The 12502-nt window shown below is 64.1% G+C and carries 10 protein-coding genes and 2 tRNA genes; 8 read left to right on the plus strand and 4 right to left on the minus strand.

Going from position 1 to position 12502, the window contains the following annotated elements; all coding sequences use genetic code 11:
* Positions 1 to 169 precede the first annotated feature (169 nt).
* Positions 170 to 373, minus strand: coding sequence for a hypothetical protein (locus ACFDR9_RS12065; protein ID WP_409031142.1), 204 nt, complete (start codon positions 371 to 373; stop codon positions 170 to 172).
* Positions 355 to 543, minus strand: a complete 189-nt coding sequence (locus ACFDR9_RS12070) for a hypothetical protein (RefSeq protein WP_409031143.1) — start codon at positions 541 to 543, stop codon at positions 355 to 357. The genes ACFDR9_RS12065 and ACFDR9_RS12070 overlap by 19 nt, the downstream gene beginning before the upstream one ends.
* Before the next feature lie 733 nt (positions 544 to 1276).
* Between ACFDR9_RS12070 and ACFDR9_RS12075 the strand changes: the two genes are divergently transcribed.
* The 3 genes from ACFDR9_RS12075 to ACFDR9_RS12085 all read left to right on the plus strand — a co-directional run bounded on the left by ACFDR9_RS12075 (position 1277) and on the right by ACFDR9_RS12085 (position 3326).
* Positions 1277 to 2773, plus strand: coding sequence for a diguanylate cyclase (locus ACFDR9_RS12075; RefSeq protein WP_409031144.1), 1497 nt, complete (start codon positions 1277 to 1279; stop codon positions 2771 to 2773).
* A gap of 216 nt (positions 2774 to 2989) precedes the next feature.
* Positions 2990 to 3066 (plus strand) — tRNA-Pro (locus ACFDR9_RS12080).
* Positions 3067 to 3251: 185 nt separating this feature from the next.
* Positions 3252 to 3326 (plus strand) — tRNA-Arg (locus ACFDR9_RS12085).
* Between the two features lie 257 nt (positions 3327 to 3583).
* Here ACFDR9_RS12085 and ACFDR9_RS12090 read toward each other — a convergent pair.
* On the minus strand, positions 3584 to 4531 hold the full coding sequence (locus tag ACFDR9_RS12090; RefSeq protein ID WP_409031145.1) for a substrate-binding domain-containing protein: 948 nt from the start codon (positions 4529 to 4531) through the stop codon (positions 3584 to 3586).
* Positions 4532 to 4916: 385 nt separating this feature from the next.
* On the opposite strand from ACFDR9_RS12090, the gene ACFDR9_RS12095 reads away from it, so the two are divergent.
* The gene (locus ACFDR9_RS12095; protein ID WP_409031146.1) at positions 4917 to 8021 is read left to right on the plus strand and encodes a DUF748 domain-containing protein; all 3105 of its coding nucleotides are present in this window, start codon (positions 4917 to 4919) and stop codon (positions 8019 to 8021) included.
* A gap of 19 nt (positions 8022 to 8040) precedes the next feature.
* Here the strand turns inward: ACFDR9_RS12095 and ACFDR9_RS12100 are convergent, their stop codons facing one another.
* On the minus strand, positions 8041 to 8277 hold the full coding sequence (locus ACFDR9_RS12100; protein WP_017876253.1) for a hypothetical protein: 237 nt from the start codon (positions 8275 to 8277) through the stop codon (positions 8041 to 8043).
* A 372-nt stretch (positions 8278 to 8649) separates the two neighbouring features.
* On the opposite strand from ACFDR9_RS12100, the gene ACFDR9_RS12105 reads away from it, so the two are divergent.
* The 4 genes from ACFDR9_RS12105 (at position 8650) to ACFDR9_RS12120 (ending at position 12248) form a co-directional block, all read left to right on the plus strand.
* A complete protein-coding gene (locus tag ACFDR9_RS12105; protein WP_026132775.1) occupies positions 8650 to 8991 on the plus strand; it encodes a zinc ribbon domain-containing protein YjdM in 342 nt (113 codons plus the stop codon).
* Positions 8992 to 9190: 199 nt separating this feature from the next.
* Positions 9191 to 10216 (plus strand): hypothetical protein, encoded by a 1026-nt coding sequence (locus tag ACFDR9_RS12110; protein WP_409031147.1) that lies wholly within the window; start codon positions 9191 to 9193, stop codon positions 10214 to 10216.
* Between the two features lie 147 nt (positions 10217 to 10363).
* Entirely contained in the window at positions 10364 to 11497 is a 1134-nt protein-coding gene (locus ACFDR9_RS12115; protein WP_409031148.1) for a glycosyltransferase, read from the plus strand.
* Entirely contained in the window at positions 11484 to 12248 is a 765-nt protein-coding gene (locus tag ACFDR9_RS12120; RefSeq protein WP_017876249.1) for a DUF2334 domain-containing protein, read from the plus strand. Before ACFDR9_RS12115 ends, ACFDR9_RS12120 begins: the two co-directional genes overlap by 14 nt.
* Positions 12249 to 12502: the final 254 nt, after the last annotated feature.

Raw genomic sequence — 12502 nt, forward strand, 5'->3', positions numbered from 1 at the left:
TGAGACGGGGGAACCTGCTGCAAGTGTTCAGCGTGTGCGAGCCCTTCAGCGAGTACAGCTACGGGTTGCGTCCGGGCCGGCGCGCGCAAGACGCGGTTCTTGGCGCGCAAGTGTATGGTCAGTCGGGGAAACGTATCAATGACGCTGGAGTGGTCAATCACCCGGTAGCTCACGCGAGCCGACCATATCCAATCGTAACAAGGGCAATTGATAATAACAAAAGCGCCCAGATCGGCGAGTTGGGAAAGGCCGCCACGCCGAACAAGGCGGTGGCAGACAAATAAAGACCGATGATTTTCAGGGTCTCAAGATCTGACACGGTAGCGGCACGTATTGCAAGATGCCCGCATACCGTTATGGCAGGTCCAAACAAGGTGAACCGCGCGGCAACGCGCGTGAATCATTGGCCGAAAAAGCACCGATAAACCCGTCCTGCAGCGCAGCGGCAAACGGATGCCGGAAGCGCACGACCGCCATCCCTATATGAAGAATCCCCAGGAGGGTTATTCCCCACGCGACCATGATTTTCCAGCTCCATTCCATATCATTCTCCACTGTATCCCGTGCGGCAGGGCCGGCTATCGTATATTACGCAGCTGCTGCATGAGATAGGCTGGTCGGTAGATGACGCGGCGGCACTCGCCCGTTTTTATTCTTACGCGGTCATTGGCTATTCCCACGCGGGAGGGCAGGCGGCAAGCGAACGCGACTTGGCGCTGTACGTGGCGATGTTTGATAAGGTTCGCTAAGTCGGGTTCGCACACGCGTCCCGGCGGCCTCGTTGGCCGGGGATCCCGACAACTCTGATTGTTCCCGTTTCGATTCGGGCCTGCCAGCCCGGGAGCAGGCCCCCGGGCGCGCGCGGCGTGTATGCTCGGTTTCCACTGGGTCCGGGTGGCTGCCACCCGGAAGGCGTTGCGCCGACACAGGCCGAAATTGCCATGGCGAGGCCGCCGGGCCAATCATTGCTTGATTTCCTTGTGGCAATTAATCATGCTGGGACGATCGCCGCCGCCTCGACCTAGCTGCCGCGCTGCGACCGCCGCCCGATTCCGACTCGCCCGGCACCCACGGACGCGCTTCCCGCGCGGGTACGTAACCGACCTTTTCGCGCCGCGCTGATCGCGCCGGCACCTGCAGCCATGAACGTTTTGTCTTCATTTCCGGTGCGCCGGGCCAGTACCCTGGCGAGAGCCGCCCTGCTGGCGGCGACACTGTGGGCGCCAGTCGCGCGGGCCGACGACGCCGCCACGCTGGCACAAGTCGCTATCTTGCCGTGCTGAGGCGCGCCGAGGGCAGCGGCGAGGCGACGCTGCGCTCGCGCCTGCAGGCGGTGATGCTGATCAGCCGTCTTTACGTCAACATGAGTAACCCCGAAAAGGGGCTGGAGATGGCGACGTCCGCGCTGGACGCCTACCGTGGCGCCATCGTAGCCAGGCCGCTTGCCTGGCTGCTGTTCGCGCAGAGCATCGCCTACGTGGCGCTGGACCGCAACGCCGAGGGTCTGGCCGCGTTCGAATTGGCGCTCGCAACGGCCGAGCGCGCGGGGCTGGTGGCGATGGAGGGCACCATACTCGGCAACATCGCCAACCATTATCTGCGCGCGCACCAGTATATGAAGGCGGAGGTGGCGGCGCGCAAGGCGTTGGCGAAATCGCTGCAAGTAGGCGACGCCAGTTCGACGCTGATGGCCAAGGCCAATCTCGGTTTTGCGCTGGGTGGGCAGGGCAAGGTCGACGCGGCGCTGCCGTACATCCATGAAGTGATTGCTTCGCTACGCGCATCAAACGCGAGTGGCGACCTGGTCAGCATGCTGGACGAAACCAGCCGCATGCTCGAGGGAGCCGGGCGGCCACGTGAAGCGCTGACGTTCGTGCGCGAGCAGCAGGACGTCCAGAAAGGGTTGCTGGCCGCGCTGCAGGAGAAGTTCGAAGCCGACCGGCGCCAGCGCCAGATCGGCCAGCTGGCGCGCGACAATCTGCTGAAGGACGCGGTGATCAGCAACAAGCGCCAAGAACAGTGGGTCATCGGTATCGCGGCCGCGCTGCTGCTGGTGGCGGGCGTATTCGTGTACCTTCAATACCGCCGGGCCACCAGCGCCAACGCCGAACTGGAACGTTTGAATACACAGCTGGAATTCCACGCCACGCGCGATCCGCTGACGGGGCTGTTCAACCGCCGCGTGTTCCTGGAACGCATGCAGCGACGGGCCGGCCTGCCCGAGGCGGAGCGGCGCCAGCAGCGCGGCAGCGGCATCGACGCCATCACGATCATCGATATCGACCACTTCAAGCAGATCAACGACCGCTGGGGCCATGCCGTGGGCGACCGCACGCTGGTCGAGGTGGCGCGGCGCCTGACGGAGGCGGTGCGCAGCAGCGATATCGTGCTGCGATGGGGCGGCGAGGAATTCCTGGTCTTTGCGCCGGGGATGCCGCCGAACCAGATCGAAGCGATGGTGGAGCGGCTACTGCACAGCGTGGGCACGGCGCCCGTCGATTGCGGCGACGTGCAGGTGCCAGTGAAGATCAGCGCCGGCACGGTGCCTATGCCATTCTGCGACTTGCCGGAAGCGCATTTCGGCTGGGAGAAGGCGGTGCAACTGGCGGACATGGCGCTGTATTATGCCAAGTCGCAGGGACGCAACCGCGCCGTCATCGCGTCCAGTCTGCGGGAGCCCGCGGGTGAATTGCTGGCGCGCGCGGAAAGCGATTTCGCCGGCGCCGTGGCGCAGGGTATCGTGGCGACCGTGGCCGTGGCTGGTCCGCAATAGGCGCAAGCGGGGCCGGTGTGCTTGTCGTTGGCGCTGGCAGGCACCGCTCGAGGAAGGCCAGCGGATTGTGTATCAAGTCAATGGTCCGAAGCTGCGCCCGGCGGCTCGGCGGAGCGGTAGTCTGATGCCATCATGCAAGCAGCTTCGATAGCTATTTTGATTTAATTTTCCTTGGGCGATTGACGGAGTGGGCCCCAGACGGTATTATCTTGTCTTCGGAGTGTAGCGCAGCCCGGTAGCGCACCTGGTTTGGGACCAGGGGGTCCAAGGTTCGAATCCTTGTACTCCGACCAAAATATAAGCGGGCTGTCAGATTCTTGGCAGCCCGCTTTTCATTTCGTGTATGGCATTTGAATGTTCTTGAGTATTCATTCTGCCGATAGCTCGGCCGGATATAACCTTCGGTAGCTCGGCTTGCATCAAGAGTATAAAGTGCCGTCACAAAACCGCTGCCAGCGGGTAAAATATCGGCTTCAATCCGCCCGTCGTTCAACGGATAGGACCTCGCTCTTCTAAAGCGATCATGGGGGTTCGATTCCCTCCGGGCGGACCATCGAATACAAGCTAACGACGACGCAAGAACTGTCGCTTCGCTGCGGCCTGCCAATATCGCGACACATCCGCCGGCTGGTGCCGTCTGGATCCTCGTCAATAACTCATTTCCCTGTACTGGCTTGGCTCGCGCAAAAACGCGGACCGATTCGACCCGCTCTTCGTCGGCAGTGGAGCGATAAGGTGTTGCCAATACAAACAATTGGTCAGATGATCATTCCGAATGATTCTTGCCCCGGCATCGAGTCCGAGTACCCGTTAAGGCAGCAGCAAGGACTGGATTTCCGAGTTCTTGTGGTTCGCCGGGGTCACCATCACCGCTCCGGTGAAGATAATACGGTCTTTGACGGGGGCGTTGCGTACCGCCGCTACCGCGGCCTTGATGCCCAGATATCCCATCTGGCGCGGATTCTGCACCACCAGTCCATTGATGTCCTGTAGCGCCAGGCCGCCGAGCAGGAAATCCGTCGGGTCAAATCCGATGAATTTCTTCTTCCCGGCCACGCCAAGCTCGCGCAGGGCACGTAACATGCCTTCGGTAGAGGATTCATTGACGGCAAAGACACCGTCAACGGACGGGAATTTTTTCAAGAGCTTCGCCGAGCCGCGGGTGGCCTGGTCGCGTGTGGCGCCGCCATACTCGTCGGCGACGACGCGAATGCGGGGCGCATTTCGTTTCAGGTAGGCGATAAAGCCGCGGGCACGCTCTTCGGTCGAGCCGCTGCCCGTCACCGTGCGTAAGACCATTACTTTGCCGCGCGCATTCAGCAACGTCGACATATGTTCCGCCGCCAGCTGTCCCGCGGCGAAATTGTCCGTCGTGATGAAGTTCAAATGGCGGTCGCCGTCCAGTTCGGAGTCGACCACGACGACTTTGATGCCCGTCGCCACGGCCCGCGCCACAGGCCCCGCCAGGCGCGCCCTGTCGGTTGGGGCGATAATGATCGCGTCAACGCCGGCAGTGGTGTACATCTGCAGGAGCTTGATTTGCTCGTCGGTTTTATCGCTGTAGGTCGGACCGCGCCAAGTGAGCGCGATATGCCCTTCCTCGCGGATGCCGCGCTCGACGCCGTCGCGCATGAATTTCCAAAACTCTTGATCGGGCGATTTCGCAATGAAAACGATGTTCATGTCCTTGTCGCTGGCAAGCACAGGGCCAGTTCCGAAAGCCAGGCAGGCGACCAACATCAGGAGATATTTCCCCATTTTTTTCTCCGACACATGTGAGGCGTTGCGATTGCCACCCGACGCGGCCGGCGGATCGCTTGATGATGAATTTGTTGGTGCAGTGTAATCGTACCCAACTACACAGGCAAGCAGGCACTTACCGAGACGACGCGGCATGCCCGAAGTGCGGCTGCGCGTGCGCCAGGCGAGCCATCGCTTGGGCGCCGCGCACGGCTGTGCCGGCGTGGTTTCCGTGGCGCACGGCGCGCAAGTTTCAGCGATAATATCCACTGTTGCCCAATGGGCACCTTAACGCGCCCGCGTTCAGGGCCGCCCGGCGTCCATTTTTGGCGTTTATATATACAGTTAGACTGGCAATTCTGTCTTGCACAGCGTTGCGGACAATGTCGATAATAAGGAAAAAATGGCAAACTCCCCGCGTTCGCGCTGGCCACTGCGCGCCGCGCGCTGGCTTGGCTTCACGCTACTCCTGCTCGCGCTCTTGGTGGGCGCCGTCTGGCTGGCGCTGCCGCCGCTGGTCAAACATTTTGGCGAACAACAAATTGAAGCCAAAATCGGCCGCAAGGCCAGCATCGGCGCGGTCGCCTTCGACCCGTTCAAGCTGGTGTTGACGGTGTCCGATTTCCTCCTCTACGAGCGGGACAAGACCAGCGCCGCTTTTTCGGCGCGGACGCTGCTGGTCGGCGTCACCCCGGCCGCCTTGTTCAAACTGGCGCCCTTGCTGAGCGAGGTCAGGCTGGTCGGCCCGCAACTGCATATTGTGCGCACCGGCGACGCCGGCGTGGCCCGCTATAACTTTTCCGATGTGATCGAGCGCGTGCTGGCAATGCCAAAAAGCGCGGAGCCGACGCTGTTTTCGGTCGCCAACATCCAGCTTGAACACGGCGCGATCACCTTCGACGACCGCTTCAACGACAAACAGGTCAAGGTTGAAGCGCTCAGCATCGGCTTGCCGTACCTGTCCAATTTCCCGGATCAGGTCGACTCCTTCGTGCAACCGCGCCTGTCGGCGACGGTGAACGGTTCGCAGTTCGTGTTGAAAGGACGCAGCAAACCGTTCGCCGGCAGCCAGGACACCGCGCTCGCGCTGGACGTCGAACGCCTCGACCTGGCCAGCTACATGAAATTTTCCCCGGTGGCGTTGCCGCTGGCGGTGCAGAGCGCCAAGCTGTCGACCAAGCTCGACTTGACCTTCGTGCGAAACCGGGGCCGGCCGCAGGTGGTGCTGTCCGGCACCATCAAACTGGCCGATGTCGTGTTGCACGACAACCGCGCCGCGCCCTTGTTGAAGGCGCAGGAAATGCTGCTGCAGTTGCGCAAGCTTGACCTCCTCGCCGGCGTCGGCGCGCTGGAAAAAGTCGAGATCGTGCAGCCGCAATTATTCCTTGGCCCGGGCGATGTCGTCGGCGCCCAGCGTATCGGTCTTGAAAACGCCAGCGTCGACGCCGCCGCCCGCACCGTCGCCGCCGACGCCTTGCGCCTGGCCGGGTTGCAGGGCGAGGTGCGGCGCGACGCCCGCGGCGCATTCAATGTGCAGCAATTGTCCGGCCGGGTGGGCGGCCCGGCCAAGGCGGCCGCGGCGGACAAGGCCGCGCCGGCTTGGTTACTGGCGCTCAAGCAGTTCGCCGTCAGCGACGGCGCCCTCGCCTATACCGACGGCGCCGTGAAGCCGGCCGTCAAGCTGCGCGCCGACGACTTGAACCTGACGCTCGACGACATCTCCAGCCGGTTCGACCGACCGCTGAAGGTAACGCTGCGCACCCAGCTCAACAAAACCGGCAAGTTGTCGATCGATGGCAGTATCGCGCCGCAATTCAAGTCCTATGATTTGGCTATCGACGCCCAGAACCTGCAGGTGCCGGCGTTGCAACCGTATTTCGCCGACTACCTGAACGTCACGCTGGCCTCGGGCCAGGCCAGCGGCAAGGGGACATTGCTGCTGGTGCCGGCCGACGCCGGCAAGGAAACGGCCACCACCTACCGCGGCATGCTGCGCCTGGCCAATTTCCGCATGCTCGACAAGGAGAACGCCGCCGATTTCCTGAAATGGCGCGCGCTCGACTTTAACGGTATCAACCTCAGCCTGGGCGGCCCGCGCCAAAACATTGGGCTGGAAAAGGTCGCGCTGAGCGATTTTTACGCGCGCATCATTTTGTCGGAGTCGGCCAAGCTGAACCTGGGCAATATCGTGGTGTCGAAAAACGCGCCGATCGGCGCGCCGGCAGCGTCGCTGACCTCGGCCGAGCCGGCCGCGCCGTCCAGGGCGGCGCCGCTTGCCACCGCGGTCGTGGCGCCGCCGCCGCCCAAGTCGAACGCCCCGGTCATCAGGATCGGCCAGGTTACGATTAAAGGCGGCAACATCAACTACACCGACAATTTCGTCAAACCGAATTACACCGCCAATATGACGGGCATGAACGGCACCGTCGGCGCGATCGCCTCGGACAAGCCGCAGCCGGCCCCGCTCGACTTGAGCGGCAAGATCGACAACGACGCGGCGGTCGCCATTTCCGGCACGCTGAACCCGCTGTTCTCGCCGATGTTCCTCGACATCAAAGCCAGCGCGAATGGCGTCGAGCTGCCGCGGTTGACGCCGTACGCGGCCAAGTACGCCGGCTACGCGATTGAAAAGGGCAAGCTGTCGATGGCGGTTAGTTACCGGGTTGAACAGGGCAAACTGGTGGCGCAGAACGACGTGCGCATCGACCAGTTGACGTTCGGTGAAAAAATCGACAGCCCGACCGCCACCAAGCTGCCGGTGATGCTGGCGGTGGCCCTGCTGAAGGACCGCAACGGCCAGATCAATATCAACCTGCCGATCTCCGGCACCCTGGACGATCCGCAGTTTTCGCTCGGCGGCATTATCGTGCGCATTTTCCTGAACCTGGTCGTGAAGGCGGTGACGTCGCCGTTCGCGCTGATCGGTTCGGCATTTGGCGGCGGCGACGAGCTTGGTTATGCGGAATTTTCCGCCGGCTCGGCCAGCTTGACCGAGGCCAGCCAAGGCAAGCTCGACACCATTGGCAAGGCGCTGACCGAGCGTCCCGGGCTGAAGCTGGACCTGATCGGCCGGGTGGACCCCGGCAGCGACGCGGACGGCGTGCGCCAGCAGGTGTTGCGCAGCAAGCTGAACGCGTTCAAGCGCAAGGAATCGCTCGACCGCGGCGGCGAGTCGGTGTCCGAAGACGTCGGCGTGACCGACGCGGACAAAGAAAAATACATGGGGAAAGTGTATGCGGCGCAAACTTTCGACAAGCCGCGCAACCTCGTCGGCCTGGTCAAGTCCCTGCCGCCGGCCGAGATGGAAAAACTGATCCTTGCCAACTCCCCGGTCACCGCCGACGCCCTGCGGGCGCTGGCCAGCCGGCGCGCCGAGGCGGTGCGCGCCTACCTGGAAACCAAGGGGGTCATCGCGGCCGAGCGCATTTTCCTGGTGGCGCCGAAGGTGACGGCGGACGGCATCGCGGACAAGGGCGCGCCAAATCGCGTCGATTTCGCGTTGAAGTAATGCATGGAAGACGGCGCGTTCAATCCACCAAGTCGAGGCGTTTTTCGATGCGTTCGACGCGGCCGAGGATACGGTCGTAGCACAGTTCCTGGCCGGCGTGCATGACGGCGAAATCGCCGCCGTCGCGCCGCAAGCTTGCCACGCCCATTTCGGCGCTGCGGAGGCGGTGTTTGATTTCTTTCGTGTCGGCCCTGACTTCGGCGATTTCCGCCCGGATAAAGCGCAGTTGCTCCAGCACGAGGTTTTCACAGTTCATGATTGCTCCTTATTAAGGTCCGATTCCGTCGCAGTACCGGCTTGTTTGTATGACTCTGCGATACACCTTCCTGTTCCGCTCATTCAGGCAGTTGCTGCGCTACCTCAAGTGAGCCGCCGGCAAGCGAGTGGCGGATCTGGGCTGCGCCTGGGCGCAAGTTCCGCGTCATTATTGTATTAATAATAATGTAACGCGTAGGCGCCCGGTGCTTCTTGGGCGCGCTCAAAGAGCGGCCATGTGGCTGGCGTCGGCAACGCCTCCCGGCGCGGCGGCGCGGGTACTCAGGGGGGAAATAGATCCAAGCTAGCCCCGCGCAAGCAGTATACTGCCGGTTTTTTACGGCCGTTGCCTTACCCGAAAGGATCACCCAGCATGAGCGCTCTTCCAGCTTGCCCGCAATGCAATTCCGAGTACACCTATGAGGACGGCGCCTCCTACATCTGCCCGGAGTGCGCTCACGAGTGGCCGGTGCAAGCCGCCGCGGCCGCGGAAGAGGGGGGCCGGGTCTACTGCGACTGCGCCGGCAACGTGCTGCAAGACGGCGACACCGTTTCCGTGATCAAGGACTTGAAATTGAAGGGCGGCGGCGGCGTCGTCAAAATGGGCACCAAGGTCAAGAACATTCGCCTGGTCGACAGCGACCACGATATCGACTGCAAAATCGACGGTTTCGGTTCGATGAGCCTGAAGACGGAGTTTGTCAAAAAAGTGTAGTGGCGTCGGGTCGGACCCGGCCGCGCCGGACCAGCCGACCCGATACTCTGGCTCGCGGCCGCGGCCTGCCACCGCTGCGCTTTCCCCATTGTTTTTGTCTCGTGCGCGGGCGCCAAACGGGTCGCCGCTCGCGCCGGTTTTCTGGTACATTCCGTTTTTGCAACAATTGTCATTAATCACGATTTATTGAGGAACGAGAATGTCTGATATTTCCAGCCCAAACGCGGACGCGACCCCGCCGTCCGGGAGCGCCGCGCCGGTGCCGCCGAAGGCGCCCAAACAACCCTGGCTGCGCTATGTGATGTACACGCTGGCGGTGTTGGGCGTGTTGCTGCTCGCGCTGGTGGCTGTGGTCATGTACGAAAACAGCAAGAAGCCGAAGAACGTCGCCATCGACGAGACGGAAATGATCGATTCGCTCATGTCCAGCAACTACGGCAAGTATTCCGACGAACACAAGGGCTGGTTGTATGTCGGCGAGGGCAATCGCACCTACGTGGTGCGGGTGGTCCAGCAGGCCAAGCCAAGCGACGGGGCGCACGGCGACGAATTGTATTTCGTTACCAGCGGCAAGCCGCTCGATGGCGAGCCGGGCGCCATGTACGGCGTCTTCCAGGTGCGCGCAGGCGAGAAGGAAGAGGCCGGCAAACTGTTTCAAATCAGCTCGCCTTATCGCTACGAGGGGACGGTGCCGTTGACGCCGGAGAACGTGCGTTTCGAGGCCTTGAGCGAGACACTGTGGGCTTGGGTCATCAAGGTGCAGGACGGCGCCGACCCGAAGCTGGCGACGGTCACGGTCAACAACGTGGTGCTGGCGCCGAACGGCGACAATATCGCGGTGCTGGCGTGGTTCAGGGCGTCGCTGGCGTCGGACCCGGGTATCGATTGCGCTGCGGCGGAAACGCGTTACAAGTCCTGGGCCAACGGCGAGAGCCATCCGCGGGCCGCCGCCACCGAGGCCGCCGCGACGCAGGGTGAGCAGACCGAGTCCGAGCACGAGTCCGAGCACGAGCACGAGCACGAGGTCGACGACGTGCCCTTGCGCTGCAACGACGCCAGCTGGGCATATCGCACCGGTCCGGTGTCCGGCGCGGTGCCGGTGCCGTTGACGGTCACCGCCAAGGGCGTGCGCGATGGCGTCAAAATGCAGGAGAAGACCTGGAAGCTGGTGTTTGACAGCAAGGCCTTTTCCTACCACGTGCCGGAGGCGTTAACCCCGGAATGAGGCAGCGGCCGGCGCCCCTGCGCGCCGGCGCCGGCGCCGGCATCGTTCCGGCCGGGCCGCAGGAACGAAAAGCGTCCGCGCATGTCGAATTGGCATCCGCATCAATCTCTCCGGCGACGGCGGTCCGCCGGCATAGGGGGCGCAGGCATGCATGTCGTCGATATCACCATGTTTTACGCGGCCGAGGGTGGCGGCGTCAGCACTTACCTGAACGCCAAGGCGCGCTGGCTGGCCGGGCGCGAACGCATCAGGCATACCATCGTCAGCCCCAACCCGCACGCCGGCGGCACGGCCGACCAGGCCGGCATCCCCAGCCTGGCGCTGCCGGGCATCCATGGCTACCGGATGCCGCGCTCGGTCGGCGCCGCCGCCGGCGTGCTGCGGGCGCTGCGGCCGGACCTGGTTGAGGCCGGCGACGCCGGCCCCTGCGCATGGGCCGCGCTGAAGGCGGCGCGGCAGTTGCAGATTCCGGCCGTGGCCTTTTATCATTCCGACTTGCCGCAATTGATGCGCAACCGCTTCGGCGCGCTGGCCGCGGGCGCGGCCAAGCGCCACCTGGCGCAACTCTATCGTCGCTTCGACCTGGTGCTGGCGCCCAGCAAGATGATGGCGCAGAAACTGGAGGCGATGGGCGTTGCCGGCGCGCTGCACCAGCCGCTGGGCATTGACACCGACGTGTTTTGTCCGCAACGCCGCGACGCCGCCCTGCGCGCGCAACTGGGCCTGCCCGACGACGCCCGCCTCTTGCTGTACGCCGGCCGCTTTACCGCCGAGAAAAAGCTCGGCTTGCTGACCGACGCGGTGCGCCGCCTGGGCCGGCCCTACCATTTGCTGCTGGTCGGCGGCGGCGCTGCGCCGCCGCGCTGCGCCTACACCAGCGTGATCCCGTTCCAGCGCGACCAGCGCGTGCTGGCCGGGCTGATCGCCAGCTGCGACCTGCTGGTCCATCCGGGCGATTGTGAAACCTTCGGCCTGGTGGTGCTGGAGGCCATGGCCTGCGGCCTGCCGGTGGTCGGCACCAGCGCCGGCGGCGTGGCCGAACTGGTGGACGAGGCCACCGGCATTCTGGTGCCGCCGAACAGCGCCGCCGGCCTGGCCGAGGGCATCGAGGCGATTTACCGGCGCGACCGCGGCGCGCTGGCGGCGAACGCGCGCCGCAAGGCCTGCGACGGCTACGACTGGAACCGTATCATGCCGCAGTTGCTGCGGCGTTACGCCGGGTTGCTGGCCTCGCATCAGCGCCTGGTGCTGGAAACGGAGGCCGCTTATGTCGCCGGCTGAGCCGAAAGCGCTGTGCGTGTCGATCCACGACGTCGCGCCGGCCACCTGGCGCGACTGCCGGCGCCTGCTGGCGGCGGTACGCGCGGTCGCCGAGATCCCGCTGACGCTGCTGGTGGTGCCGCGTTTCCACCACAGCGCCGTCGACTCGGCGGCCTACGAGGCCATGCTGGGGGAGCTGCTGGCGCAGGGGCACGAATTGGCGCTGCACGGCTATTTCCACCTCGACACCGCGCCGCCGCCGGGGCGCTGGCGCGACCGCTTCCTGCGCACCGTCTACACCGAGGGCGAGGGCGAGTTCGCGGCGCTCGACGCGGCCCAGGCGCTGCGCCGCCTGGAACTGGGACTGGCCTGGTTCGGCCGGCGCAACTGGCCGGTCAAGGGCTTTGTCGCGCCGGCCTGGTTGCTGAGCAAGGAAGCCTGGAGCGCCGTGCGCGCCTGCCCGTTTGAATACACCACCACGATGTGCTATTTCCACTGCCTGGCGCGGCAAGAGGCGCTGTTCGCGCCGGCCCTGGTATACGCGGCCCGCAACGGCGTCGGGCGCAGCCTGTCGCCGCGCTGCGCCCGGCCGCTGGCCTGGTTGCAGCGGTCGGCGCCGCTGGTGCGGCTGGCGCTGCATCCACGCGACGCGCGCCACCCGCAACTGCTGCGCCACGCCCAGAAACTGATCGAAGATTTGCTGGATACCCGCCGCGCGCTGACCAAGGCGGCTTTCGCGCAAGCTTGGTGCGCGCGACATCGTTCGGCTTAGCGTAGCGTCAGCCGACACGCTTGCGTGAGCCGATACGTTCGGGTCACGCAGGCATGTCGCCGGCGCGCGCAAGCAGTTGTGGTATCGCCCGGCCCGGCCGAAATACGCGCGCCGCGGCGCCGCTTGAACGGGGGCGACCCGCGTTTGCGCCGAGCCGACACGCCCCTGTGGCGGATGTGTATACCGGCGCCGGCATTTTTGCGCGCGGCCGCAAAGGGCGCACTTATCGTATAAAATTTGCCCTTTCGACAAAG

This window comes from Janthinobacterium sp. CG_23.3 (assembly GCF_046115965.1).
In the GTDB taxonomy this organism is placed as follows: Bacteria; Pseudomonadota; Gammaproteobacteria; order Burkholderiales; family Burkholderiaceae_D; genus Janthinobacterium.

Excerpts from the sequence above, each read along its gene's own strand:
- ACFDR9_RS12070 (WP_409031143.1), bottom strand. The coding sequence starts at position 543 with ATGGAATGGAGCTGGAAAATCATGGTCGCGTGGGGAATAACCCTCCTG.
- ACFDR9_RS12090 (WP_409031145.1), bottom strand. The coding sequence starts at position 4,531 with ATGGGGAAATATCTCCTGATGTTGGTCGCCTGCCTGGCTTTCGGAACT.
- ACFDR9_RS12095 (WP_409031146.1), top strand. The coding sequence starts at position 4,917 with ATGGCAAACTCCCCGCGTTCGCGCTGGCCACTGCGCGCCGCGCGCTGG.
- ACFDR9_RS12100 (WP_017876253.1), bottom strand. The coding sequence starts at position 8,277 with ATGAACTGTGAAAACCTCGTGCTGGAGCAACTGCGCTTTATCCGGGCG.
- ACFDR9_RS12105 (WP_026132775.1), top strand. The coding sequence starts at position 8,650 with ATGAGCGCTCTTCCAGCTTGCCCGCAATGCAATTCCGAGTACACCTAT.
- ACFDR9_RS12110 (WP_409031147.1), top strand. The coding sequence starts at position 9,191 with ATGTCTGATATTTCCAGCCCAAACGCGGACGCGACCCCGCCGTCCGGG.
- ACFDR9_RS12115 (WP_409031148.1), top strand. The coding sequence starts at position 10,364 with ATGCATGTCGTCGATATCACCATGTTTTACGCGGCCGAGGGTGGCGGC.
- ACFDR9_RS12120 (WP_017876249.1), top strand. The coding sequence starts at position 11,484 with ATGTCGCCGGCTGAGCCGAAAGCGCTGTGCGTGTCGATCCACGACGTC.